Raw genomic sequence first — 23694 nt, forward strand, 5'->3', positions numbered from 1 at the left:
CCCGCTCTTGTTGGCCGATGGCGCGTTCAGTCCATCCAGGGAGCGCGATACATGCACACCGATAGTACCCATGTGATGCCGTGGCGCATCGAAGACATCGATCTCAACCGGATCGATCGTCAGAAAGCGGCATCCAACGAACATCTTCTTTTGCTGTTGTGCGCATGCTCATTCATCGAGAGCGGCACGGATCTCTACACGAGCAATCTCAGCAAGTATTTTCACGACGACCCCGAGATTTCGGCGTGGCTGAACGACGAATGGGAGCCCGAAGAAATGCAGCACGGCCGGGCGCTCAAGACTTACATCAACCACATCTGGCCGGAATTCGACTGGGACCGGGCTTTCAAGAGCTTCTTCGACGAGTACTCGCTAACGTGTTCCTACGAAGCGTTCGAGAAAAAGCGTGCGCTCGAAATGGTGGCGCGGTGTGTTGTCGAAACGGGCACGGCCACGCTGTATCGCGCGATCAACGACTGCTCGGACGAGCCGGTGTTGAAGGAGATCACCGACAACATCCGCACCGACGAAGTGCGCCACTACAAGCACTTTTTCCGCTTCTTCAAGAAGTGGAACAAGATCGAAGGCAACGGGCGTCTCGCCGTGCTTGGCGCGTTGATCCGTCGCGTGATGGAACTGAAGAGCGAAGACTCGGAGATCGCGCTACGGCACGTGTTTGCGGTGCGTTATCCCGAGCGCGTCAAGGACTCGAGCTATAACCGCGAACTGTTCGCGCAGGTGAACGCGCTCGTGCGGCGCAATCTTTCGGCGGATCAGTGCATCAAGATGCTATTGAAGCCGCTCGATCTGCCCGCGCGCATTCAGCCGAGCGTTCACTATCCGCTTGCCAAGATCACGCAGTTGTTTTTCCGCTGATCAGGACGATGCCCGCTCAGGTTCATGCGGGCATTCGGTGGATCTGCCTTTCAAGTCATTTCCCCCATGACCGATGCCACGCCGCGTCAGGCCGAACTCTCGTCGCAAACGCCTTTCGATGAATGGCCGCCTGAACTCAGGACGCTCTTCGATGGCACGCTGACCGGCGCGCCCGTCGGCTTCACGGCGTCGCTATGTGCCGTCGACAGCGGCGGGCGCGTCCGCACCGCGCTCCTAAGTGCGGGCGAGCTGCTCGCGCCCGACGCGCGCACGCTCGTGTTCGCGTTGTGGCCCGGCTCGCGTACCGCGCAGGCGATCGCCGCGAGCGGGCGCGCGACCATCGCCTTCGTATTCGACGAAGCGTTCTTTCAGGTTCAACTGGATACGCGCCGCGTGGCGCTCGACGATGTCCCGCTCGCATGCTTTGTCGCCACGATCGAAAGCGGCGAAGCGCAACGTGTCGCCTATGCGCGTTTGAAGAGCGGGATTTCGTTCGAACTGACGGAGACCGAGAGCGTGCTCACGCGCTGGCGTGAGCAGCTTGACTGGCTGAAGCGGGCAGCGAGCGCTGCCGCCTGAAACACACCTTCGAATACTTAACGTCCGCGGCCGCCCGAGCGCATGCCGTCGCGCCGCGCGCCGCCGCTGTCGCTGCGCGCCTTGCCGCCGAGCAGCGCGCCGGGATTACCGGCCTTTGCGTTCGGATTCGCCGCGCGTGCCGCATCCGGACGGCGCGTTGCCGCGCCTGCATTGGCGTTGGGAGCGGCGGGCTTCGCGCCGGCAGGCTTGGGACCGCGTGCATCGCGGCCATCGCGTGAATTCGCCGCTTGCGATCCGCCGTTGCGATTACCGTTCGCCGGCTTGCCACTGCCGCGCGCTTCGCCAGATGCCGCGCCGCTTGCACGGCCGCCATCGCGTCGCGCTTCGCCGCCACCGCGCTTCGCTTCGCCTTCGCGTCGCGGGGCGCTGCTGCGCTTCGCTTCGCCGCCTTCACGCGGACCGCCGCGCCCTTGGCTGCGGCGCTGAATCGGTTCGGGACGCGCATCCGGGTCCGGCTCGAAGCCGGGAATCACTTCCTGCGGAATCGGGCGCTTGATCAGACGCTCGATGTCCTTCAGCAACTGAAGCTCGTCCACACAGACGAGCGATACCGCTTCGCCATCCGCGCCCGCGCGACCCGTGCGGCCGATACGGTGTACGTAATCTTCCGGCACGTTCGGCAAATCGAAGTTGACCACGTGCGGCAACTGATCGATATCGATACCGCGCGCCGCGATGTCGGTGGCGACGAGCACCTGCAAGGTCTGATCCTTGAACTCGGCCAGCGCACGCGTACGCGCCGACTGACTCTTGTTGCCGTGAATCGCAAGCGCGCTGATGCCGTCCTTGCCCAATTGCTCGGCAAGCCGGTTCGCGCCGTGCTTCGTGCGCGTGAACACGAGCACCTGGAACCAGTTGTTCGTGCGGATCAGATGCGTGAGCATCTCGCGCTTTCGGTCGCGATCCACCGGATAAATCTTTTGTTCGATACGCTCGGCCGTCGTATTGCGGCGCGCGACTTCGATCAGCGCGGGCGAATCGAGCAGGCTGTCGGCCAGCGCCTTGATTTCATCCGAGAAAGTAGCCGAGAACAGCAGGTTCTGACGCTTCGCGGGCAGGCGCGCGAGCACGCGCTTGATATCGTGAATGAATCCCATGTCGAGCATGCGATCGGCTTCGTCGAGCACGAGAATCTCGAGCTGCGACACGTCGATGGTCTTCTGCTGCATGTGATCGAGCAAACGTCCCGGCGTTGCCACGACGATATCGACGCCGCGCTTCAACGCGTCGATCTGCGGGTTGATGCCCACGCCGCCGAACATCACGGTCGACTTGAGCTTCAGATATTTGCCGTAGGCGCGCACGCTTTCCTCGACCTGCGCAGCGAGTTCGCGCGTCGGCGTGAGAATGAGCGCGCGGATCGGACGCTTCGTTCCGGCGGCAGCGGGCGCCAGTTGCGAAAGACGTTGCAGGATGGGCAGCGTGAAGCCGGCAGTCTTGCCCGTGCCGGTCTGCGCGCCCGCCAGGAGATCGCCGCCCTTCAGAACGGCGGGGATGGCCTGGAGCTGGATCGGGGTCGGAACGGTGTAGCCCAGTTCGTTGACAGCGCGTAGCAGAGGTTTGGACAGGCCGAGTGAATCAAAGGACATAAGGGATTTTCGAATTCGTTGTGTCGAACGGCGTGCATGCGAATGACGTTGCGGCGAACCGTGGTTCTGCCGGTTGCGCGCATGTGCGACGCTCGGAAAAAAATCGGGCGGCTTGCCATCGAGCGTTCATCGATTCATCGACGAGCGCGAAGCGTTGCCGCGGGGATTCGACGCGTTATCAAGACACGCCGGCTGGCCGTAAGTTGCATCGATGAAGCCGCGATGCCCGGGCTCACTCGCTGTTCGCCGCTTCACGCGACATAGCGCGCGACGCTCACGAACTGACAGAGACTGCCCGCCAGCACGAACAGATGCCAGATACCGTGGCCGTGCCGGATACGCTCGTCGTTGATGAAAAAGTAGATACCGGCGCTATAGATCACGCCGCCCGCCACCAGCCACGCGGTGCCCGCGGGCGGCAGCGCCGTCACGAGTGGACGGACGGCTACGAGCGCGAGCCAGCCCATCAACACGTACAGCACCATCGAAACGCTGCGGGTTCGGCGCCCGAGCGTGAGTTCCTGCGTAATGCCGAGAACCGCGAGGCCCCAGCTTACGCCGAATAGCGACCAGCCCCAGGGACCGCGCAATGTCACTAGTGTAAACGGTGTGTAGCTGCCTGCTATCAGCAAATAAATTGCCGAATGGTCGCACTTTTGCAGAATCGACTTCAGGCGAGGCGAGCGCACGCAGTGGTACAGCGTCGAAATCAGGTAGAGCGCGCAGAGCATGGCGCCATAGATGGCGAAGCTCACGACCTTATAGGCATCGCCGTCCAACGCACCCATTACGACGAGCGCCACCAGACCGGCGATCGACAAGACCGTGCCGATCAAATGGCTGATGCTGTTGAAACGCTCGCCTACGTACATGCCCGATCCATACCGAAAGACGCGCCGGTGACGCGCCACAAAAGACAAGGGGCGCGGCCTAAGTTGAAGGCTGCGCCCCAATGCGTATTGTACGCTGTCTTTCCCGAATGTCAGTCGAGCGGCGCCGAACGCAGATTACTCACCTGCTGCGGCGACACCGGCGTGCCGTGATTGCCCCACGACATACGGATGTACGTCACGACCGCGGCCACTTCCGTATCCGACAGCGACTGCGCGAACGGCGGCATGCCGTGCGGCATCGGGTTGCCACCCGTGCTCGGCGGATAACCCCCGTTGAGCGTCATGCGGATCGGGTTGACCGCCGACGGCATCTGAATGGACTGGTTATTCGCGAGCGGCGGATATGCCGGCGGCTTGCCAAGACCATTCTCCTGGTGACACTTCGCGCAGTTCTCGGTGTAGACCTTCTTGCCCATGGTCAGCAATTCGCCGCCGAACTTCTCGGAGGTTTCGAGCTGCAACGACTCCGGCGCTTCCTTCTTTTGCGGAATCGACTTGAGATACGTCGAGATCGCGTTGATGTCGCCGTCGGTCATGTACTGCAAGCTGTTGTGGACGACTTCAGCCATCGGGCCGAATACCGCGCCACGCTGCGACACGCCGGACTTCAGCAAGTCGTTGATGTCCTTGATGTCCCAGTCGCCGAGACCGGCTTCCTTGTTCGACGTCAACGACGGCGCATACCAGTTTTGCAGCGGAATCAGACCGCCGGCAAATGCCGCCGAGCTGACCGGACCGCCCATGGCGTTGATCGACGTATGGCACATGGCGCAATGGCCGAGGCCTTCGACCAGATACGCGCCGCGATTCCATTCGACCGATTTGGTCGGGTCCGGCTTGTACTCGCCTTCGCTGAAGAACAGGGTGCGCCAGCCGATCAGCAGATTGCGATTGTTGAACGGGAAGCGCAGTTCATGCGGACGGCTCGCTTCGTTGACCGGCGGGACGGAGCGCAGATACGCGTAGATCGCGTCCGAATCGGCGCGCGTGACCTTCGTGTAGCTCGTGAACGGGAAGCCTGGATAGAGCAGACTGCCGTCCTTCGAGCGGCCGGTGTGCATCGCGCGATAAAAGTCGTCCGACGTCCATTTGCCGATGCCGAATTGATCGTCCGGCGTGATGTTCGGCGTGAACATGGTGCCGAACGGCGTCGCCATGGGCAGGCCGCCCGCGAATTCCTTGCCGCCGCGCACCGTGTGGCACGCGATACAGTCGCCGGCGCGCGCGAGGTATTCGCCTTGTTTGATCAGCGCGGCTTTGTCGGTAGGCGTCGCCGCGACGGCGCCGCCCGAATGCAGGTTGTCGCCGCCCGACCAGAGGACGGCGGCGGCTGCGACGGCTGCCACCACGACAGCCGAGGAGAGTGCGAACAGGGACTTGCGTTTCATTATGTTGTCGCTCCAGACGCCTTATTGCGGTTCGCTGCCGCAGGTCAGCGGCATCTTCAACGAGCCAGCGGGCGCGGGCACCGGGTTGGCGGGTGCGGTTTGCGTAGAGAGCCAGGCAGCGACGGCGGTCACGTCGTCGTCAGTCAGGCGCGAGGCGATTTGCTGCATGCAGTCAGGCGCTTTCGCGTGGCGCGTGCCCGATTTCCATGCGCCGACTTGCGCGCTGATGTAATCCGAGTGCAACCCGACGAGGCCCGGAATGGCCGGCTGCATGCCGGTCAGACCCTTGCCGTGACAGGCCGCGCAGGCGGGAATGTTCTTCGATGCATCGCCGTTCAGCACGATTTGCTGGCCGCGTGCAAGCGTGGAAGCCGAAACATTCGTCTTGGCAGGCGGCGGATACGGCGGGCGCTGGCTCGAGAAGTATCCGGCGATCTGATGAAGGTAGTCGTCCGAGAGATACGTGACGAGGTAGTTCATAGGCGGATACTTGCGCCGGCCTTCGCGGAAATTCTGGAGCTGGTTGTACAGATAATCGGCAGGCTTGCCGGCAAGACGCGGGAAATAGTCATTGTCCGTGCCTTCGCCATGAACACCGTGACATGCCGTGCAGCCTTGCACGCGCGCTGCCATGGTGTCCGGGGCGATCGGCTGGTTCTGCGCCTGGGCTTGTGCCTGACCCGCGCCGAATACGCCGGCGCTGCTGACGACGGCCAAAGCGAGCAGCGGACGAAAAATGCGTCTTGAAAACACGCGACACTCCATGAAATTCGGGGACCTGCCGAGCTTCGTGCGGCTCGGTGCGAAGGTGGCGAACCACGGCCACGCGTTGGGTGGCGGAGGGTGGCGGGCCACGGCCATAGTGGCTCGACGAGCCTCTGATGCGACGCGGAATTCTATCATCGATGCATGATGATGACTATTTGACACAACTTTCCGCCCTCACTGAGGCGCAATCGCGACAATCTGCCGCGTCACAACCAAGAACTTTGACATAGCGCAACACACATGCAGGTCGACAAAGCATCGACTTTATTGTGCGAAAACGGGGTCGCTGCACTCTATTCTCACGGCAAGCTTAGGAAGCTCGATGCGCAGGTTCAAGACCTTTCAATGGTGCCGCGCAAGGTGCGTTCGTTTAGACTGCGCGGGCCGAGACTCGCAGGTTCTTCCATGATCTCCCCAGCCTTACATCCAACAATTGGCGTTCCCGAAGCGTCCACGGCGGCGCCATGAACGGCGATTTCGACTTCCTCTGGCTCGCGCAGGTCGTATTCGGAGCATTGAGCGATACCGCGTTTGCCTGTGCGCTTGGCGCGGCGCTCTTCGACGCGTGGCTCTGCGGCGAAAGAGCGCACGCGGTCGTTTCGCCTGCGCATCGGGGTTGGCGGCATGCAGCGCGTGCCGGAACCGTGGCCGCAATTACCTTCGTGGCTTGCAACTTCGTGTGCTTGTGGCTTCAGGCCGCGGCGATGAGCGGTTCGCCTGTCAGCGATGCGGGCGCGTCGCTGTGGCTCGTCGCGACTAGCACGCAAGCGGGCATCGGCTGGCTGGTGGCGTTGGCGGGCGGCCTGGTGATCGTGCTGGCCTGCGCGACGGGCAGACCGCAAGGCGCATCGAAGACAGGGTTCGCGATCTTCGGCGCGCTCGTGGCCGCTGCAGGGAAAGCGGCTATCGGCCATGCCGCCGATGCCGGTGCGTTTTCCCTCGCCGAAGCCGTGCAGACGCTGCATCTGCTTGCCACGGGCGTGTGGGGCGGGATCGTCATCGTGGGCGCGCTGGCGATGTTGCCGGCGCTCGGAACATCGGTGGCGCGTGCGTCGTTGATTCGCATCGTCGCGCGCATGTCGCGGGTGGCGATGCTCGCGGTGATCGTCATCATCGCGACGGGCGTGTTCAACGCGTGGCGCGGCACGGACGGATCGGCGGCGGTGCTCGTCGACAGCAACTGGGGGCACGCGCTGATCGTGAAAACGGGACTGGTTCTGGCGGCGCTCGCCTTGGGCGCGCTCAACCGCTGGTCGGTGTTGCCGCGCCTGCAGCGCACGGCATCGACGATGGATGCGCACACGGTCATCAACGTGATGCGCCTTGAAGCGGTGCTGATGCTTTGCGTGTTCGCCACGGCGTCGGTGTTGTCTCACGGCGTGCCAGGCGCGGCGCTCGCCGGCTGAACGCGTTTCGAACGCTTACTCGTATCCCAGCCGATGGCTGACGATCGGCGCGCAGAACAGCGCCACCGCGCAGCCGATCACTTTCCCCTGCAATTCGACATAAGCCGTGTGCGAGCTTGCAACGAGCAGCACTTCGAGCATTTGCGGCGCGCAGAAAATGCCCGCCACGCCAATGAACCAGTTGGTAACGACAGGAATGCGCCAGCCACGCTGCGCGCCAATTGCCGCCGCAACGACGCGCGCGACGCCGAAAACGACGAGCGCGCCGACGGCCATCTGCGCGCGGATATATTCATCGGGAAGGACTTGCCACATGGCTGTTCTCGTTCTTGGTGACTGTTCGCAGCTTACTTTGCAAGAATCTCGCCATATGTACGACAAAACGCAATCGGCGTCAAAAAAATCAGAAGGTGTGTTCCGGGCCGGGGAATGTGCCTTCACGCACTGCGCGCACGTAAGCGTCGACCGCCGCGAAAATGGTCGGCTGTCCCTGCATGAAATCTTTGACGAAACGCGGACGCTTGCCGTGGAAGATGCCGAGCATGTCGTGCAGCACCAACACCTGTCCCGAGCAGTCGATGCCCGCGCCAATGCCGATAGTCGGAATCGCCAGACTCTCGGTCACTTCGCGCGCGAGCAGCGTCGGCACGGCTTCGATCACGAGTAAGCGGGCGCCCGCCTGCTGGAGCGCCAGCGCGTCGCGGCGCATTTGCTCGGCGGCCGCTTCGGACTTGCCCTGCACCTTGAACCCGCCGAACGCGTGCACCGATTGCGGCGTGAGACCGACGTGTCCGCATACGGGAATCGAACGCTCGACGAGAAAGCGCACCGTGTCCGCAAGCCATTCGCCGCCTTCGAGCTTCACCATCTGCGCGCCGGCGCGCATCAGTTGCACGGCGTTGGCGTAGGTTTCCTCGCGCGATCCGATGGTGCCGAACGGCATATCCGCGACGATCAGCGCGCTCTTGCTGCCGCGCGCCACGCAAGCCGTGTGATACGCGATGTCCGCGAGCGTGACCGGCAGCGTCGTCGCATGGCCCTGAAGCACGTTGCCGAGCGAATCGCCGATCAGTATGACGTCGACGCCCGCGCGATCGAGCAGCGCGGCGAAGCTCGCGTCGTAGCACGTGAGCATCGCGATTTTTTCGCCGGCTTCACGCATGGCCTGGAGTTTCGGGACGGTGATCGCCGAACGGCTCGTTTCCTGCAAGTACGTCATGGTCGTTTCAAAACTCGATTAGGGGAAAACAGCAGCAAGCCTGGCGCTCAGACCGACACGCCTTTCACGAAAGATTCCTTGCGTCCGCGCATGGTCTCGATGCGCTCGACGAGCAACGCGAGATCTTCTTCCGATGTCAGCGGGTTCAGATGCTCCGCGTTCACCGTGAGCAGCGGCGTTGCATCGTAGTGATAGAAGAACTCGTTATACGTATCGCACAGTGCGCGCAGATACGAATCCGAAATCTGCAGTTCCATGGGGAGCGCGCGTTTTTGAATGCGCGAAAACAGCACTTCGGGACTCGCCTGCAGATACACGACGAAATCCGGCGCGGGCCCAGTGGTACCGATGCGTGAGGCCAGGTCCTTGTACAACTGGAACTCGTCGTCGGGCAGCGTGAGGCGTGCGAAAAGCTCGCTCTTCTGCGTGAGAAAGTCCGCGATCAACGGCGTGTGGCCGGTGAGCATTTCCGCGGCTTCACGCGTCTGCGTCACGCGCTGCAACGCGAAACTCAGTTGCGTCGCGAGCGCATGGCGCGTGGTGTCGCGATAAAAGCGTTCGAGAAACGGGTTGTCCTGCGGGCGCTCGAACAGCGTGCGCATGGACCAGCGTTCGGCGAGCAAGGTTGCAAGCGTGGTCTTGCCCACGCCGATAGGACCTTCGATCGCGATATAGCGGTGCGGCGGGCGCAGTTGCGGCGCGGTGACAGTGAGAGGCGGAGCGCTCATCGGCAATTGGGTTTGGTGGCGGCAGCGGGTGCCTCTGCTGCACTGGATGGAGCGGCGCGCGTGAGCACCTGACATTGGCAGGTCGCGACCTGCTCGATACGCTGATCGGCGACGCCCGCGAGAAATGCATTGGCGCGGCCGCGTTGCGGAATGACGAGTTCGGGTTCGAGTTCAAGCAGCGGCACGAGCACGAACGCGCGCTCCGTCATGCGCGGATGTGGCACGATCAGGTCCGCTTCGTCGATGCCCGACTGGCCATACAGCAGGATGTCGAGGTCGAGCGTGCGCGGCGCATTGCGATACGGCCGCTCGCGCCCGAATTGTTCCTCGATGTGGTGACACAAGCGCAAAAGCGCGCGCGCCGGCAACGATGTTTCGAGCTTCACGACGCAATTGAAATAGTCGTCGCCCGAAGAGTCGATCGGCGCGGTGCGGTAAAGGCTCGATTTGGCGAGCACGGTGATCGTGTGCTGCTGGGCGAGACACACGACTGCGTCTTTCAGGGTCTGGCGCGCATCGCCGAGATTCGCTCCCAGGCCCAGATAAGCAATCGTCATGGCAGAAGTCCTACGCCGTCGTTCGGCGAAAAGCGGGTAGATCCCGGCGATACGGCCCGGGGGCAAACCTGTATTCGCTACTGTAACGAAAAGCGGCGTTATTCGTTGTCGGCGCCTTCGACTGGGCCCGAGTCGCTCGCCGCGCCTGCTTCGTGTGCTTCGTGCTCCGCGGTCTCGCCGTTCTTGCGCTTTGCGTTGCTGCGCCGCCGGCGCTTCTTCGGACCGCGATCTTTCGTGCCGCCTTGCGAAAGCAATGCTTCGCGATCGGCGTGATCGGCTTCGATGAAATCGGTCCACCATTGACCGATTTCGGCATCCAGTTCGCCCGACTCGCAACGCAGCAGCAAGAAATCATAACCCGCTCTGAAGCGCGGATGTTCCAGCAGCTTCAAGGCGGTGCGGCCGCGCTTTTCGAGCCGATGCTGAAGCCCCCAGATCTCGCGCATATCCGACGAAAAACGCTTGTGAATGGCGAGCTTTTCGGTCTGCATGTCGAGCACGTCGTCCATTGCGCGATGCAGCGCCGGCACCGGATAGTCGCCGGCTGCGGTGAACTGTTGCCAGCGCGTCTGCACGTCGTGCCAAAGCAGCGTGGCGAAGAGAAAGCCCGGCGACACCGGCTTGCCCGCGCGCACGCGTTGGTCGGTGCTCGTCAACGCGAGCGTGACGAACTTCTCGCCATGCGGTTGCTCCAGCACGACATCGAGCAAAGGCAGGACGCCATGATGCAGCCCTTCCTTGCGCAGACGCGTGAGACACGCCAATGCGTGACCGGAAAGCAAGAGCTTAAGCATCTCGTCGAACAGACGCGCGGCGGGCACGTTGTCCATGAGATCGGCGAGTTCTTGAATGGGCGCGCGCGTGGCGTCGTCGATCTCGAAGCCGAGCTTGGCCGCGAAGCGCACGACGCGCAGCATCCGCACCGGGTCTTCGCGATAACGCGTGGCCGGGTCGCCGATCATGCGCAACAGGCGCGCGCGGATGTCGGCCATGCCGTCGTGATAATCCAGCACGGTTTGCGTGGCCGGATCGTAGTACATCGCGTTGATGGTGAAGTCGCGGCGCGTGGCGTCTTCGTGCTGCTCGCCCCACACGTTGTCGCGCAAGACGCGGCCGCTCGCGTCGACCGCGTGCGTGCGCGTGTCGAGTTCGCTGCGCTTGTAGCGGCGCGGCGCTTCGGCGGCGGGCGCGGTTTGCGCGGGCGGTGCATCCACGAGCGCGCGGAACGTGGAAGTCTCGATGATCTCCTGCCCGAACTGCACGTGCACGATCTGAAAGCGCCGCCCGATGATGCGCGCGCGCCTGAAAAGCCGTTGCACTTCGTCGGGCGTGGCGTCGGTCGCGACATCGAAGTCTTTGGGCGCGACGCCGAGCAGGAGATCGCGCACCGCGCCGCCGACGATGAACGCGCGATGCCCCGCCTGTTGCAGCCCGTCGGTCACGCGCACCGCGTTCTTCGAGATGAGCGAAGGATCGATGCCATGAACATCCGACGACAGGATGACCGGCACGCTCGGATCGCGCTTGGGCGGCGCGACGGTTTTCTTGCGCGTGCTCTTGCGAGCCGGTTTCGTTTCTGACGAAGCGCTGGCTTGAACGTCGCCATCGGTGGTATCGGCGCTTTCTTGTCCGAACAGCTTGCGGATGAGTTTTTTAATCACGTGTATCGAAGAGGTTCAGAATGCGCCAGCCTTTGGCTTGCGCATGCGCGCGCAGGGTGTCGTCGGGATTGGTTGCGACCGGGTCGGTCACGCGTTCGAGCAACGGGATGTCGTTGTGCGAATCGCTATAAAAATAGCTGTGTTTGAAGTCGGCGAGCGACTTGCCGAGCGTGCCGAGCCATTCCTCGACCCGCACGATCTTGCCTTCGCGATAACTCGGCGTGCCGGTCGGCCGGCCCGTGAGCGCCCCTTGCGGGTCGTTGTCGACGGTTTCGAATTCGCAAGCGATCAGCGTTTCGATGCCGAACGCTTCCGCGATAGGCGCGGTGATGAACGCGTTGGTCGCGGTGACGAGGCAGCAGAGATCGCCATTGTCCTGATGCTCGCGCACGAGCGTGACGGCAGCCGGGACGATGCGCGGATTGATCACCTCGCGCATGTACTGCGCGTGCCAGTCGTCTAGTTGCTCGCGCGAATGCTTGGCAAGCGGCCCCAGCATGGCGTGCAAATACGCGTTGATATCGAGCACGCCCGCCTGGTATTGGGCGTAGAAGGCATCGTTTTGCCGCGCGAAGCTGTCTGCATCGACGATACCGAGCTTGACCATGAAGCGGCCCCATTCGTGGTCGCTGTCGGTGGGAATGAGCGTGTGGTCGAGATCAAAGAGGGCTAGGTTCATGGGAGCGCATTTTACTTGAAGCGGGTCGGAGCGTTGTCTGTAGCGGCGTGCGCGTGAGGCTCGCCGAACAGGTCGATGGAATCGGGCGATGCGCTTTCCGTCTCGGACCCGGCCAGGTCCCACGAAGGCTGGCCGAAGCGCGCGAGCACGGTGCGCAAAAGCGGCATGGTCACGGCGCGCTTTTTTTCGAGCGAGAAGCGGTCGAGTTCGTCGAGCAGCGCCATGAGACTCGGCATGTCGCGCCGGAAATGCGTGAGCAGATAAGCGGGCACGCCTTCGGCCAGCACGATGCCGCGCTCGCGCGCCGCGTGCCGCAGCACCGACGCCTTGGCGTCATCCGCGAGCGGCAGCAGATGGAACACGAGGCCCCAGCCGAGCCGCGTGCGCAGGTCCTCGCGCACGGCGAGCTGCATTGGCGCGACATTGCCGGTCGCGACGAGCGCGCTGGCGGGATAAGCGCGCACTTCGTTGAAGAGATTGAACAGCGCGATTTGCTGCGCGGGCGAGAGGCCGTCGCAATCGTCGACGGCGTAGAGCGTCACGCGCGGATCGAAACCGAACGCGTTCAGCGCGCTTTGCGGGCTCAGAAAGCGCGCGCGGCCGTTCGCCTCGTACACGAGCGCGTGCAGCAGATGGCTGCGGCCGCTGCCGGCTTCGCCCCAGATATAGAACGTGCGATCCGCGACGGGTCCGGCCGCGAGCGCGCCTTCGAGCTCGCGCAGGCGCGTCACCAGTTCGTGGTTGCTCGCGGCGAAGAAGTTGTCGAAGGTGGCGGGCGGTGGTGTGCCCAGGTCGAGCGTCAGTTGGCGTTGCACGTGAGAAAGGAGTCGGTTCGGGCTGTTTGGGCGGATCGGTTGTGTCTTCGTCTTGTCTTCGTCGTGTCTTGAAAACAGGCGGTTCGGGTGCGCCGATGTTCGAAACGCCGCCGCTGGCCGCCTTTCGCGCGCGGCGCCGCTGCTTTCGCCGGACCGTATTCGATCTCGAAAAGAGCGCCGGCAGGCTTCGATGCACGCGCGGGAAAACCAGCCGGACGGCTGTCATCGGGTAAAATCGCATTTTACCGACCTTCTTGCGCTCCCCCCATGAATCAACCGAAATCCGCCCCTGATGCTCCCGGTTTGTCGTATCGCGATGCGGGCGTCGACATCGACGCAGGCGACGCGCTCGTCGACCGGATCAAGCCGTTCGCCAAGAAAACCTTGCGCGAAGGCGTGCTGGGCGGCATCGGCGGATTCGGCGCGCTGTTCGAAGTGCCCAAGAAGTACAAGGAACCGGTGCTCGTGTCGGGCACGGACGGCGTCGGCACCAAGCTGCGTCTCGCGTTCGAACTGAACCGGCACGACACGGTGGGCCAGGATCTCGTCGCCATGAGCGTGAACGACATCCTCGTGCAGGGCGCGGAACCGCTTTTTTTCCTCGATTATTTCGCCTGCGGCAAGCTGGACGTGGATACGGCGGCGGACGTGGTGAAGGGCATCGCACAGGGTTGCGAATATGCGGGCTGCGCGCTGATCGGCGGCGAGACAGCGGAAATGCCGGGCATGTACCCGGACGGCGAGTACGACCTCGCGGGCTTCGCAGTCGGCGCGGTGGAGAAGAGCAAGATTATCGACGGCAGCACGATCAAGCCGGGCGATGTCGTGCTGGGTCTGGCGTCGAGCGGTATCCATTCGAATGGGTATTCGCTGGTGCGCAAGATCATCGAGCGGGCGAATCCCGACTTGAACGCCGATTTCGACGGCCGTTCGCTCGCCGACGCGCTGATGGCGCCCACGCGCATCTACGTGAAGTCGCTGCTGTCGGCCATGCAGACCGTGACCGTGAAGGGCATGGCGCATATCACGGGCGGCGGTCTCGTCGAAAACATTCCGCGTGTGCTGCGCGAAGGGTTGACGGCTGAGCTGGATCATCGCGCTTGGCCTTTGCCGCCGCTGTTCGCATGGCTGCAGAAGCACGGCGGCGTCGCGGATGCGGAGATGCATCGCGTGTTCAACTGCGGCATCGGCATGGCGGTGATCGTCGCGGCGGAAGACGCGCAGGCAGCCACCGGCTTGCTGTCGGCAGCGGGTGAACAGGTTTGGCAGATTGGTGTGGTGCGGGAAAGCGCGGATGGGGAGGCGCAGACGGTGGTGGTTTGAATGCTTGCCGCGTTGTGATGTCGGTGTTGAAAACCCTCGCTGGTGGCGGGGGTTTTTGTTTTTCAACTACAGCAACGACATTACTCAGACGGCTGCGCGAGGACGCGTTCGAGTTTGGGCAGCGCGCTTTGCACCGTTTCCCAAACAATGTCCAGATTCGTATCGAAATAGCCGTGTGTCATGCGATTGCGCATGCCGCGTAGCTTTTCCACGGTACGGCAGCGTTGCTTTCCGCGAAGTCGGGAAACTCGGCCTCAATTTGAACCGCGGCTGCCCCTATTACGATGAGGTTCAGAATAACTGCCTGCTGAACCATCCGATTCGCGACGAAGTCTTCCTTGCTCAGCTTCTGAAGGTAGCCGCGTGCAGTTCGCGAAGCGTCCAGCAGATGGTCGATATAGTCGGTCAGGCGCAACTGGCGCTGTTTTGCATTCATACCGCGCGCGCCTCACTCAGAACAACGGATCGAAACTTCATTGGCAAGTCTTGCGGTGTCACGACGTCCACCGGCACGCCGAGCAGTTCTTCCAGTTCGACCTGAATTGCTCCAAGGTCGAAAAGCGTCGCTCCTTGTAGAGCATCAACCAAAATGTCGAGATCGCTGCCGTCGTCGTCTTCGCCGTGAAGAACCGAGCCGAAAACCCGCGGATTTGCCGCATGGTTGGCCGCGATGATGCGACGAACGTCGTTGCGATGCACTTCGAGCGCTGATGAAGGTTTGGTCATGGGACGGAACAATAAGAAGCCACGCATGAATGATAACGCGGCTTTGCCTTGAGGCATGAAGCGCAAGCGAGAACCGGTTTCGCCGCTTTTCTTGACGCCACCTCACCCCGCGACCGCCAACACCGTCGCCACCGCCCGCTCCGTTGCATCCCCCGCGCAACAATCCACCACCGCCCGCTCCGGTATCGAACGCAGCCACGTCAACTGCCGCTTGCACAACTGCCTCGTCGCGAAGACGCCCTTATCGCGCATTTCGTCATAGCGTGTCGCGCCGTCGAGATACTCCCATGCTTGCCGATAACCCACGCATCGCATCGACGGCATCGACAGATCGAGGTCGCCACGGGCGCGCAGCCGCTTCACTTCGTCGATGAAACCGTGCGCCAGCATCGTATCGAAGCGTTCCGCGATACGCGCATGCAGCACCGCGCGATCCGAAGGTTCAAGTGCAATCGGCACGAAGCGATACGGCGCATCGCCCGAAGACTCACGCGGCGCGGCAAGCAGCGCCGACATCGGCTGCCCGGTGAGCATGAACACTTCGAGCGCGCGTTGAATGCGCTGCGAGTCATTCGGCGCGAGACGCGCGGCGGTTTGCGGATCGATTAACGCAAGTCGCGCATGCAACGCCGGCCAGCTGTCGCGCGCGGCATCGGCATCCAGAAGAGCGCGCGTATCGGCATCGGCGGGAGGCAAGTCGTTCAAGCCCTGCGTGAGCGCCTTGAAGTACAGCATCGTGCCGCCGACCAGCAGCGGCACATGCCCGCGCGCGACGATCTCGCCGACGAGCCGCAGCGCATCGTCGCGAAACTGCGCGGCGGAATAGCTCTGTGAGGGATCGATGATATCGATCAGATGATGCGCGGCCAGCGCGCGTTCTTCCGCGTTCGGCTTGGCCGTGCCGATATCCATCTCGCGATAAACCAGCGCCGAATCCACACTGATAATCTCGACCGGCCGCGCCGAGCGCGCGGCGAACGCAAGCGCCGCCGCTGTCTTCCCCGATGCCGTCGGCCCCAATAAACACGCGATGGAACGAGCCGTCATTGTCCGCGCATGAAGAGGCGGTCGAGGTCCGCGAGCGTGAGTTGAAACCACGTCGGCCGGCCGTGATTGCATTGATCGGCGCGTTCGGTTGCTTCCATCTGGCGCAAAAGGCCATTCATTTCATCGAGCGTAAGGCGCCGGTTGGCGCGCACGGCGTGATGGCACGCGAGCGTTCCAAGCAACTCGTGCTGACGCTCGGTGAGCACGCGCGACCCGCCATACGCCTGCAAATCCGCCAGCACGGCGCGCGCAAGCGCTTGCAGATCGGCATCCTTGAGCAGCGCGGGAACTGCGCGAATGGCAATCGATGTCGGCGAGAGCACGGCCAGATCGAAGCCGAGCGCATCGAGCGTGGCGCGCTCCTCCTCGACGATGCCGATCTCGACCGCATCCGCCGTCATCGATACCGGAATGAGAAGCGGCTGCACGGCGATCGCACGATCCGCAAGCGCATTCTTGAACTGCTCGTAGAGAATGCGTTCGTGCGCGGCGTGCATGTCGACGATCACGAGTCCGCGCGCGTTTTGCGCAAGCACGTAGATGCCGTGAATCTGCCCGACGGCGAAGCCGAGCGGCTGGTCATCGGCGTGATCGAGCGGAGCGGGTCGCGGCGCATAAGCCGGCGCGCTTTCGCCGGCCCATGCCACCGAAGGCGACGCATCGGGCGTGGCGTTGTCTTTGCGGCCGAAGAGCGCGTCGTACAGCGCAAGCGGCTGCGCGACGGGCAAGGTGCCCTGCGTCATGCGCGACTGGCGCATCCATGACGTGCCGTTTTCGCCGCGCATCGGCGCCGTATCGCCGCTGCCCGTGGCGTAAGGCTTTGCGCTGAACGAAGCCGGTCCGGTCGGCGACAACTGCGCCGCATGCCCGCCCGACGTGGTTTCCGGCGACGCGCCCGCTTGCCGCGCAAGCGCGCGCTGCACGGCATGAAACACGTATTGGTGAATCGAGCGCGAATCGCGAAAGCGCACTTCGATCTTCGACGGATGCACGTTCACATCCACCGATTCGGGCGGCAAGTCGAGAAACAGCACATAGGCCGGATAGCGATTGCCATGCAGCACGTCTTCATAGGCCGCGCGCACCGCGTGCGTAAGCAGCTTGTCGCGCACGAAGCGGCCGTTGACGAAGAAATACTGTTGATCGGCGCGTCCGCGACTGGCGGTCGGCAGGCCCGCGCAACCGTAGACGGCGAGCGGCCCGGCGCGTTCATCGAGCGGCAGATGCGCGGTTTCGAACACCTCGCCGAGGATCTTCGCGACGCGCGTCCGCGGATCGCTCGCGTTCCAATGCTCGACGGCCTTGCCGTTGTGCATCACCGAAATGGCGACGTCCGGGCGCGCGAGCGCCATGCGCCGGATCACATCGAGGCAATGCCCGAGTTCGGTCTGTTCGCTCTTGAGGAACTTGCGCCGCGCGGGCGTGTTGAAGTACAGCTCGCGCACTTCCATGGTGGTGCCGACCGTGCCGGCTGCCGGGGAAATGGCGCCCGTTTGCGCGTCGATGCGCGTCGCGTGCGGACAACTCTCGGTGCGGCTCGTGATGAACAACTCCGCGACGGAAGCGATGGAGGCAATTGCCTCGCCGCGAAAGCCGAGCGTGGCGACGGCTTCCAGGTCCGCGAGCGAGCGGATTTTGCTGGTCGCGTGGCGTAAAAGCGCGAGCGGAAGTTCGTTGGGCGGAATGCCGCTGCCGTCATCGGCAATGACGATTCGCTTCACGCCGCCTTCATCGAGTGTGATGCGCAGGGTGCGCGCGCCTGCATCGAGCGCGTTTTCCAGCAGTTCCTTCACGACCGATGCCGGCCGTTCCACCACCTCGCCCGCCGCGATCTGGCTGATGAGCTGGTCGGGAAGCGGCGCGATGGCGCGCGAACCGCGCGCGGCGTCTGCGGTCAATGTGTAGGCGGAGGGATCGTTGAGTTCGGCCATCCCGAATTATAGCGATTCGCATCCGAGCGTCCCGATGCGCGATTTTGGCGGCAAAAGGGCGTCGAGACGGCGTCTGGATGAGCGCTTCCTAATTGAAGGCGCGTTTGCGTTCGGTATCATGGCGCGACCTTCCACGGTTCTTGACGGCGGGCAGATTCCTGTCGCGCCGGGCCATTTTTTTCGAGGAAAGCTTTTGGACACGCTGCTGCAATTTCTAGGGATGATCCTTCACATCGACAAGTCGCTCGGTGTCTTTATCCAGCACTACGGCGCTTGGGTCTATGCGGTGTTGTTCCTCATCGTGTTCTGCGAAACCGGGCTCGTCGTATTCCCGTTCCTGCCGGGCGATTCGCTGTTGTTCATCGGCGGCGCGTTTGCCGCGTCCCACGCGATGGACTTGAGCGCGCTCATCGTGCTGCTGCTCGTGGCGGCTGTTCTGGGGAACACGGTGAATTACTGGATCGGGCGCGCTATCGGCCCGAAGGTGTTCGACACCAACATTCCCGTGCTGGAGCGCTTTCTCGACCGCGCGGCGCTGCAGAAGACCCACAACTTTTATGAGCATCACGGCGGCAAGACTATCGTGATCGCGCGCTTCGTGCCGGTGGTACGGACCTTCGCGCCGTTCGTGGCGGGCGCTTCGTCGATGAATCACACGCGCTTTCAGTTCTTCAATATTCTGGGCGCGCTGGTTTGGGTCCTGTTGCTCGTGCTGCTCGGCTACTTCTTCGGCAACATTCCGTTCATTCGGCAGTATTTGAACGTGATCGTGCTGGTGGGAATCGGCGCGGCAGTGGTGCCGATCGCGCTGGGTGCGCTTTGGAAGCTGACGCGGCGGCGCTCGAAGGCGTAAGCCGTAACGGCCGATTGCTGCTTCGGGGCACTGAAATCGAGCGAGACGCGTGTCACTGCGCGCCTCGCTCGATGCGTTTTATCCGCGGCGAATCAGGCGGATAAGGAACAGCAGCACGACTGCGCCGATCACGGCCGTCACGAGCGAGCCGAAGATGCCGCCGCCGAACGAGATACCGAGCGTGCCGAACAGCCAGCCGCCGATCAGACCGCCGACCACGCCGACGATAATGTCGACGATCACGCCGAAGCCGCTGCCGTTCATGATGAGACCGGCGAGCCAGCCCGCGACGCCGCCGATGATCAGCCAGAGGATGATTCCGTGTTGCAAGAAATTCATGAGAAAAAACTCCGAGAGATTAGATGATTGCAGGACTGCAGGAAGCTCCTGCTTTCGAGCGCGGTGAATTTAGCCCAAAGAACGGCCACGCGGACCGGCCTGAGTGTCAAGTTTTGTCGATGCCACGGCTCGCGCCAGACACGGCAAGCGCGTCGAAGATAGTGTGTAATTTGATCAAAATTTAGAATGCCGAAACGCCCGGTGCACCGAATGGCCACGTGTGTCGTTTATGTCACGACGGCGGAATTGTTTCGGTAATGTTTTATGCTGGCGGATGTTGATCGTTTCACGTAATGCAACAGGAGCGGCGCGACGCATTGCTGTAATCGGCGCTGTGGGCTTTGAACACGCTGCAAGAGACTAGAACAAGAGAATGAGAACGTTGGTGTCGATGCAAATGGAAGGTTTCAAGCTATTCAGCCGCGCGGGCATCGCGGGGGCAGCGGTCGCGGCAATGCTCGCCGGATGTTCCTCCACACCGCGCACGCCCGCGCCTATCGTCGAGAGTTCGGCGTCGAGCGCGCCGCCTGTCGTTCAGACGACGTCGCCCGCCGTCATTCCCGCGCCGGTCGTGCCGCTCAACGCGCCGCCAGCGGAGCCGGGCTTCTATCGCGTGAAGCCGGGCGACACGCTTTACGGCATCGCGCGAAACTACAAGCAGAAGCCCGACGACCTCGCCAAATGGAACACGCTGCCCGAAAGCAAGCAGGTGAATATCGGGCAGCTGTTGCGCGTGGCGCCGCCGGGCGCAGCCGTGGCATCCGCGAGCACGGCGCAAAAGAAAGACATGCCGCCGCTCATTGCCACACCGCAGAAGTCATCGAGCGACAAGACCGAAAAGTCCGTCGCGCAAAAGCCCGCGCCCGAAGCCAGCGAAGAACATGTGAGCGCGGCCAGGGGCACGTTCGTGTGGCCCGCGAAGGGCGAGGTCGTGCGCAAGTTCGGCGCAAGCGGCAACAAGGGAATCGATATCTCCGGCAAGGTCGGGCAGCCCGTGAAGGCGGCAGCCGGCGGCAAGGTCGTGTATGCGGGCAGCGGCTTGCGCTCGTATGGGCGCATGATCATCGTGCGGCATGGCAACGATTTTCTGACCGCCTACGCCTATAACGACAAGCTGCTCGTGCACGAAGGCGATACGGTCAAGCAAGGTGCGACCATCGCCGACATGGGCACGGGACCGAGCGGCTCTCCGGAGCTGCATTTCGAAGTACGCAAGTCGGGCGCGGCGGTTGACCCGTTGCCCCTGCTTGGCGCAGGTGGTTGAAGAATGAAGGTTGAAACATGAAGGTCGAAGGAGAGTGATGGTGAAGAAAGTCATGGGCGCGGCATGTGTCGCGTTGTCATTGCTTGCTGGCTGCGATCAGCAGCAAAGCGAGGATGGGTTGAACAAGCTCAAGGCAATTTTCAATGCCGTGAAGCCCGACAATCTGCTGCTGAAGGATTTGCAGCCTGGCGTCACGACCGAGGCGCAGATTCGCAGTCAGATGGGCGACCCGGAAATCGAACGGACTTTCACCGACGGGTCCAAGCGGCTCGAATATCCGCGCGGCCCGGCGGGAACGAACACCTATTTCGTCGATCTCGACGCCGACGGACTCTTCGTGTCGGTGACGCAGGTTCTGACCGCGGCGAATATCGCGAAGGTAAGGCCCGGCATGACGCAGGATGAAGTGCGCCGGTTGCTTGGCAAGCCGACCACCGTCGCGGAGTATCGACTGAAGCAGGAACGCGTGTGGAGTTGGCACTGGCTCGAAGATGGCGTGAATCGCGACGCCATGTTCAACGCGCATTTCGACCCGAACGGCATCGTGGTGACGACTTCGCGCTCGGAGGCGGAGGGCGGCGGACGTCATTGAAAGGTGTAGAGGCAATGAACAATCAGAATAACGACAAGAGACGAAACGCCTTGATGAACGACGCCGCGCGCTATCGCGACCGTTATCTGCAAGACGCGAACGATGCGACGCTCACGATCTGGGCTTGCGACCGTGGTCATCACTGGGACGACGCGGTAGATGCGGCTCAGAATATTCGTTGCATGAACTGCGCGTCGCACCGGCGCGAGGTCGAGATGCAGCGCTTGCATGGCATCGCGCAGATGCGCGGCGGTGCGCTGTTATCGCCGGGCCGTGCCGACACCAAGGCGCCGCCTTCCTGGCGATGCGCGTGGGGACACGTCTGGGATGCGGATATCGAATCCGCGCAGCGTTCATGGTGTGCGGAGTGCGGCCGGACGGTGTTTTCGAAGTACCGCTGAGTCGCGCAAAAAAGAAAAGCCGGCGAGTGCCGGCTTTTGAGCTTCTTTGTCGGAGCGATGGCGTGGTTCGCCTGCTACTCGCCGGGCTGTTGGCAAAACCGTGCGCTCTTTATTCGTTACCTGCCTGGCGCGCCTGTGCCTTTACCCACAACTCGGTCGAATGCCGCCCATCTTTTTTGTGGTCCGTTTGCGCTTGAATCGACTTCCCCCGTGCGCAGACACAGTATCGAGGCAACGGTTTTGTATGAGTGTTCGTTCTCGAACACACGCAAGCAAGATACGTGGCGGATAAACCCTTAACCGTCCAATCGGCTTTTCGACTAAGCCAGTTCTTCGTGTTTGGCCTCCTGACGCAGGTTCGCCGCGACGAGCGATTGCGTGACCATGCGTGCTTCGGCTTGCGCGATGTGTTCGAGCGTCGCGTCTTCGAGCTGGTCGGCATAGATGGCGAGTGCATCGCACAGGTTGGCGTGCGCCGCGTCGTCGAGCGTCCACTCGCCCGTGCCGGTGTGCCGCTCGTCCAGTTCGACGAGCGCTTCGTAGGCTGCGGTGATGTCGTCGGCGTGATCCGTCACGTGACCGAGCTGGCCGAGTTCTTCCGCGATCAGCAGATGCCGGCACAGCGCCATGAAGAGCGGCTTCGAGCCGTGTCCGCGCCGGAGGGCGTCGAGTGCGGCATAGGCTTGAAGCAGCATGGCGTTGGTCATCGGTTCGCGGGCGGCGCGGCTATAGGTCAGCGCGCGCAACAGCGGCGACATGGCAGGACGGCCGGACTTCATATTCGTCGATTTTTTCTTCACGGAATTCTCCGGAACAGGTTCTTGCTCGCGCACCCGAACCGGCGGGCCGGGACGCTTCGTGCAATGAGCATGGAAACATCATCGCACTCGATAATTAGTGTTGTCTTAAGACGCGTCAGGCTTTGCAAAGGCGCGCCGTTCTCAAGCCGGGCTCAGCGATTCACCCGCCACGCGCACTCGCTCGCCGACCGCGACGCCGGGCGCGCTGTCGTAATTGAAGCTGCGCACGCTGCCATCGGTCATGCGGACTTGCACCTGATACGTCGTCGTCTTGTGGACGACATGTTCGATCTGATTGCCCGCGAGCCCGCCGCCAAGTGCGCCGATGATCGTCGCCGCCGTGCGTCCGCGACCGTTACCGATCTGCGTCCCCGCCAAACCGCCGACGACCGCGCCGCCTATTGCGCCGAGACCCGTGGTGGGCTGCGCGGTCTGCACCGCGTTCACCGCCATGACCTGGCCGGCATACGGATCGTACGCCGGTTGGGCTTCGACCGCTGCGGGCGCCGCGACCGCCACGCTATGTGCCGTCGTCGACGCCGGTTTCAAGTGATGCCCGCGAACCGCACGCGGCAATCGATCCGCGTCGCTTCCAGTCAAAGCCGGCGCGCCTGCGGGCGACGCCTTGGCGACTTGCGCGTCTACCAGCGGCGAAGCCGTCACGGCCGTCGCGGTGGCTTTCGATGACGGCAGAAGGCCGGTCATCGCGGCCACGCCCGTGCCGCAAGCGAGGATCACCGAGACGGCGGCGGCCGCCATGAGCGGATGAATACGCGAGGGCTTTTGATCGAACTGGGGTACGGCGTTCATGGCAGCGTCTCCGTTGAGTGCTTGCAAGGCATTGATGCCTGCCTGCTATAACGCCGCGTTTGCTGCCCGGTGGACGCGTTCGGTGTGACATTTGTAAGCAAACATCTCCGCTTGATTCGAACGAGGAGGCGTTTGAGAAGCGTCGCGTCACTTCGCGGCGGGCAAGTCACGCGTGTTGAGTGTCATGGCGACGAGCGCGTAACCAAGGAGATGCGGAAAGGCGCCGGTCATGCATGAAGACAAAAAAACGCTGGCATGCCGGGAAGCGCGCCGAAAGCAAAAAGCCGCTGATCCTTGCGGAACAGCGGCTTCTTTTGATGCTGGTGGCGAATCAGGGATTCGAACCCCGGACCTGCGGATTATGATTCCGTCGCTCTAACCGACTGAGCTAATTCGCCGAAAGAAGCGAGATTATGGCGATAGGTGAAA

25 protein-coding genes, 1 tRNA gene and 1 pseudogene are annotated in these 23694 nt (G+C 62.7%); 8 read left to right on the forward strand and 19 right to left on the reverse strand.

From position 1 onward, the window contains the following. The first annotated feature begins 51 nt into the window (after positions 1-51). A complete protein-coding gene (locus NCR40_RS01945; RefSeq protein ID WP_250508588.1) occupies positions 52-876 on the forward strand; it encodes a ferritin-like domain-containing protein in 825 nt (274 codons plus the stop codon). Between the two features lie 66 nt (positions 877-942). Continuing rightward, positions 943-1455, forward strand: a complete 513-nt coding sequence (locus NCR40_RS01950; protein ID WP_250508589.1) for a hypothetical protein — start codon at positions 943-945, stop codon at positions 1453-1455. Between the two features lie 17 nt (positions 1456-1472). On the opposite strand, the gene NCR40_RS01955 is transcribed toward NCR40_RS01950, so the two are convergent. The 4 genes from NCR40_RS01955 to NCR40_RS01970 form a co-directional block, all read right to left on the reverse strand. After that, positions 1473-3065, reverse strand: a complete 1593-nt coding sequence (locus NCR40_RS01955) for a DEAD/DEAH box helicase (protein WP_250508590.1) — start codon at positions 3063-3065, stop codon at positions 1473-1475. Between the two features lie 251 nt (positions 3066-3316). Continuing rightward, complete coding sequence (gene trhA / locus NCR40_RS01960; RefSeq protein ID WP_250463154.1) at positions 3317-3937, reverse strand: PAQR family membrane homeostasis protein TrhA; 621 nt, start codon at positions 3935-3937, stop codon at positions 3317-3319. A 110-nt stretch (positions 3938-4047) separates the two neighbouring features. Continuing rightward, complete coding sequence (locus tag NCR40_RS01965; RefSeq protein ID WP_250463157.1) at positions 4048-5346, reverse strand: cytochrome c; 1299 nt, start codon at positions 5344-5346, stop codon at positions 4048-4050. Between the two features lie 21 nt (positions 5347-5367). Then, positions 5368-6111: a c-type cytochrome gene (locus NCR40_RS01970; RefSeq protein ID WP_244827960.1), complete on the reverse strand. Its 744-nt coding sequence runs from the start codon at positions 6109-6111 to the stop codon at positions 5368-5370. Positions 6112-6578: 467 nt separating this feature from the next. Here NCR40_RS01970 and NCR40_RS01975 point away from each other — a divergent pair, with 467 nt between their 5' ends. Beyond that, a complete protein-coding gene (locus NCR40_RS01975; RefSeq protein WP_250508591.1) occupies positions 6579-7520 on the forward strand; it encodes a CopD family protein in 942 nt (313 codons plus the stop codon). Between the two features lie 15 nt (positions 7521-7535). On the opposite strand, the gene NCR40_RS01980 is transcribed toward NCR40_RS01975, so the two are convergent. From NCR40_RS01980 to hda, 7 genes are all read right to left on the reverse strand, one after another. Then, positions 7536-7835, reverse strand: a complete 300-nt coding sequence (locus tag NCR40_RS01980; protein ID WP_244827077.1) for a hypothetical protein — start codon at positions 7833-7835, stop codon at positions 7536-7538. 88 nt (positions 7836-7923) lie between these two features. Then, positions 7924-8739 carry a 3-methyl-2-oxobutanoate hydroxymethyltransferase gene (gene panB / locus NCR40_RS01985; RefSeq protein WP_250463164.1) on the reverse strand — a complete coding sequence of 272 codons (816 nt, stop codon included), beginning with the start codon at positions 8737-8739 and terminating at the stop codon, positions 7924-7926. Between the two features lie 47 nt (positions 8740-8786). Beyond that, positions 8787-9467, reverse strand: a complete 681-nt coding sequence (locus NCR40_RS01990) for a deoxynucleoside kinase (RefSeq protein ID WP_250463167.1) — start codon at positions 9465-9467, stop codon at positions 8787-8789. Further along, the gene (folK, locus tag NCR40_RS01995) at positions 9464-10024 is read right to left on the reverse strand and encodes a 2-amino-4-hydroxy-6-hydroxymethyldihydropteridine diphosphokinase (protein WP_250463170.1); all 561 of its coding nucleotides are present in this window, start codon (positions 10022-10024) and stop codon (positions 9464-9466) included. The genes NCR40_RS01990 and folK overlap by 4 nt, the downstream gene beginning before the upstream one ends. A 98-nt stretch (positions 10025-10122) precedes the next feature. After that, the gene (gene pcnB / locus NCR40_RS02000) at positions 10123-11685 is read right to left on the reverse strand and encodes a polynucleotide adenylyltransferase PcnB (RefSeq protein WP_250508592.1); all 1563 of its coding nucleotides are present in this window, start codon (positions 11683-11685) and stop codon (positions 10123-10125) included. Continuing rightward, positions 11678-12364, reverse strand: a complete 687-nt coding sequence (locus tag NCR40_RS02005; RefSeq protein ID WP_244827082.1) for a histidinol-phosphatase — start codon at positions 12362-12364, stop codon at positions 11678-11680. The genes pcnB and NCR40_RS02005 overlap by 8 nt, the downstream gene beginning before the upstream one ends. Positions 12365-12375: 11 nt before the next feature. After that, positions 12376-13179 carry a DnaA regulatory inactivator Hda gene (hda, locus tag NCR40_RS02010; protein ID WP_244827083.1) on the reverse strand — a complete coding sequence of 268 codons (804 nt, stop codon included), beginning with the start codon at positions 13177-13179 and terminating at the stop codon, positions 12376-12378. A gap of 267 nt (positions 13180-13446) precedes the next feature. On the opposite strand from hda, the gene purM reads away from it, so the two are divergent. After that, complete coding sequence (purM, locus tag NCR40_RS02015) at positions 13447-14502, forward strand: phosphoribosylformylglycinamidine cyclo-ligase (protein WP_250508593.1); 1056 nt, start codon at positions 13447-13449, stop codon at positions 14500-14502. 80 nt (positions 14503-14582) lie between these two features. Here the strand turns inward: purM and NCR40_RS02020 are convergent. The 4 genes and pseudogenes from NCR40_RS02020 to mutL form a co-directional block, all read right to left on the reverse strand. Next, positions 14583-14938, reverse strand: a pseudogene (locus tag NCR40_RS02020) (HepT-like ribonuclease domain-containing protein). Then, complete coding sequence (locus tag NCR40_RS02025) at positions 14935-15228, reverse strand: nucleotidyltransferase family protein (RefSeq protein ID WP_250463250.1); 294 nt, start codon at positions 15226-15228, stop codon at positions 14935-14937. The pseudogene NCR40_RS02020 and the gene NCR40_RS02025 overlap by 4 nt, the downstream one beginning before the upstream one ends. Before the next feature lie 102 nt (positions 15229-15330). After that, complete coding sequence (gene miaA, locus NCR40_RS02030; RefSeq protein WP_250508594.1) at positions 15331-16275, reverse strand: tRNA (adenosine(37)-N6)-dimethylallyltransferase MiaA; 945 nt, start codon at positions 16273-16275, stop codon at positions 15331-15333. Next, entirely contained in the window at positions 16272-18206 is a 1935-nt protein-coding gene (gene mutL, locus NCR40_RS02035) for a DNA mismatch repair endonuclease MutL (RefSeq protein ID WP_250508595.1), read from the reverse strand. Before mutL ends, miaA begins: the two co-directional genes overlap by 4 nt. A gap of 193 nt (positions 18207-18399) precedes the next feature. Between mutL and NCR40_RS02040 the strand changes: the two genes are divergently transcribed. Next, complete coding sequence (locus tag NCR40_RS02040; protein WP_244827087.1) at positions 18400-19059, forward strand: VTT domain-containing protein; 660 nt, start codon at positions 18400-18402, stop codon at positions 19057-19059. A 78-nt stretch (positions 19060-19137) separates the two neighbouring features. Here the strand turns inward: NCR40_RS02040 and NCR40_RS02045 are convergent, their stop codons facing one another. Next, entirely contained in the window at positions 19138-19389 is a 252-nt protein-coding gene (locus tag NCR40_RS02045; RefSeq protein WP_244827961.1) for a GlsB/YeaQ/YmgE family stress response membrane protein, read from the reverse strand. 382 nt (positions 19390-19771) lie between these two features. Here NCR40_RS02045 and NCR40_RS02050 point away from each other — a divergent pair, with 382 nt between their 5' ends. From NCR40_RS02050 to NCR40_RS02060, 3 genes are read left to right on the forward strand one after another with little or no spacing between them, the layout of a single operon-like run. After that, a complete protein-coding gene (locus tag NCR40_RS02050; RefSeq protein ID WP_250463186.1) occupies positions 19772-20662 on the forward strand; it encodes a peptidoglycan DD-metalloendopeptidase family protein in 891 nt (296 codons plus the stop codon). Between the two features lie 37 nt (positions 20663-20699). Next, positions 20700-21254 (forward strand): outer membrane protein assembly factor BamE domain-containing protein, encoded by a 555-nt coding sequence (gene bamE / locus NCR40_RS02055; RefSeq protein ID WP_244827089.1) that lies wholly within the window; start codon positions 20700-20702, stop codon positions 21252-21254. A 14-nt stretch (positions 21255-21268) separates the two neighbouring features. Then, positions 21269-21655: a hypothetical protein gene (locus tag NCR40_RS02060; RefSeq protein WP_250463188.1), complete on the forward strand. Its 387-nt coding sequence runs from the start codon at positions 21269-21271 to the stop codon at positions 21653-21655. A gap of 320 nt (positions 21656-21975) precedes the next feature. Here NCR40_RS02060 and NCR40_RS02065 read toward each other — a convergent pair whose 3' ends face one another. The 3 genes from NCR40_RS02065 to NCR40_RS02075 form a co-directional block, all read right to left on the reverse strand. Further along, complete coding sequence (locus NCR40_RS02065; RefSeq protein WP_250463190.1) at positions 21976-22455, reverse strand: hypothetical protein; 480 nt, start codon at positions 22453-22455, stop codon at positions 21976-21978. A gap of 141 nt (positions 22456-22596) precedes the next feature. Next, complete coding sequence (locus NCR40_RS02070) at positions 22597-23265, reverse strand: glycine zipper 2TM domain-containing protein (protein WP_250508596.1); 669 nt, start codon at positions 23263-23265, stop codon at positions 22597-22599. A 321-nt stretch (positions 23266-23586) separates the two neighbouring features. Further along, positions 23587-23663: transfer RNA gene (locus NCR40_RS02075), tRNA-Met, on the reverse strand. Between the last annotated feature and the right edge of the window lie 31 nt (positions 23664-23694).

The sequence above is a fragment of the Caballeronia sp. GACF4 genome (assembly GCF_023631025.1).
In the GTDB taxonomy this organism is placed as follows: Bacteria; Pseudomonadota; Gammaproteobacteria; order Burkholderiales; family Burkholderiaceae; genus Caballeronia.

What these genes read in the sequence shown, in the direction of transcription:
- NCR40_RS01980 (WP_244827077.1), bottom strand. Translation starts at nt 7,835, where the DNA reads ATGTGGCAAGTCCTTCCCGATGAATATATCCGCGCGCAGATGGCCGTC.
- NCR40_RS02060 (WP_250463188.1), top strand. Translation starts at nt 21,269, where the DNA reads ATGAACAATCAGAATAACGACAAGAGACGAAACGCCTTGATGAACGAC.
- NCR40_RS01950 (WP_250508589.1), top strand. Translation starts at nt 943, where the DNA reads ATGACCGATGCCACGCCGCGTCAGGCCGAACTCTCGTCGCAAACGCCT.
- NCR40_RS01975 (WP_250508591.1), top strand. Translation starts at nt 6,579, where the DNA reads ATGAACGGCGATTTCGACTTCCTCTGGCTCGCGCAGGTCGTATTCGGA.
- miaA (WP_250508594.1), bottom strand. Translation starts at nt 16,275, where the DNA reads ATGACGGCTCGTTCCATCGCGTGTTTATTGGGGCCGACGGCATCGGGG.
- NCR40_RS02050 (WP_250463186.1), top strand. Translation starts at nt 19,772, where the DNA reads ATGAGAACGTTGGTGTCGATGCAAATGGAAGGTTTCAAGCTATTCAGC.
- NCR40_RS01955 (WP_250508590.1), bottom strand. Translation starts at nt 3,065, where the DNA reads ATGTCCTTTGATTCACTCGGCCTGTCCAAACCTCTGCTACGCGCTGTC.
- NCR40_RS01970 (WP_244827960.1), bottom strand. Translation starts at nt 6,111, where the DNA reads ATGGAGTGTCGCGTGTTTTCAAGACGCATTTTTCGTCCGCTGCTCGCT.
- trhA (WP_250463154.1), bottom strand. Translation starts at nt 3,937, where the DNA reads ATGTACGTAGGCGAGCGTTTCAACAGCATCAGCCATTTGATCGGCACG.
- NCR40_RS01965 (WP_250463157.1), bottom strand. Translation starts at nt 5,346, where the DNA reads ATGAAACGCAAGTCCCTGTTCGCACTCTCCTCGGCTGTCGTGGTGGCA.
- NCR40_RS01990 (WP_250463167.1), bottom strand. Translation starts at nt 9,467, where the DNA reads ATGAGCGCTCCGCCTCTCACTGTCACCGCGCCGCAACTGCGCCCGCCG.
- NCR40_RS01945 (WP_250508588.1), top strand. Translation starts at nt 52, where the DNA reads ATGCACACCGATAGTACCCATGTGATGCCGTGGCGCATCGAAGACATC.
- folK (WP_250463170.1), bottom strand. Translation starts at nt 10,024, where the DNA reads ATGACGATTGCTTATCTGGGCCTGGGAGCGAATCTCGGCGATGCGCGC.
- mutL (WP_250508595.1), bottom strand. Translation starts at nt 18,206, where the DNA reads ATGGCCGAACTCAACGATCCCTCCGCCTACACATTGACCGCAGACGCC.
- purM (WP_250508593.1), top strand. Translation starts at nt 13,447, where the DNA reads ATGAATCAACCGAAATCCGCCCCTGATGCTCCCGGTTTGTCGTATCGC.
- panB (WP_250463164.1), bottom strand. Translation starts at nt 8,739, where the DNA reads ATGACGTACTTGCAGGAAACGAGCCGTTCGGCGATCACCGTCCCGAAA.
- bamE (WP_244827089.1), top strand. Translation starts at nt 20,700, where the DNA reads ATGGTGAAGAAAGTCATGGGCGCGGCATGTGTCGCGTTGTCATTGCTT.
- NCR40_RS02070 (WP_250508596.1), bottom strand. Translation starts at nt 23,265, where the DNA reads ATGAACGCCGTACCCCAGTTCGATCAAAAGCCCTCGCGTATTCATCCG.
- NCR40_RS02005 (WP_244827082.1), bottom strand. Translation starts at nt 12,364, where the DNA reads ATGAACCTAGCCCTCTTTGATCTCGACCACACGCTCATTCCCACCGAC.
- NCR40_RS02025 (WP_250463250.1), bottom strand. Translation starts at nt 15,228, where the DNA reads ATGACCAAACCTTCATCAGCGCTCGAAGTGCATCGCAACGACGTTCGT.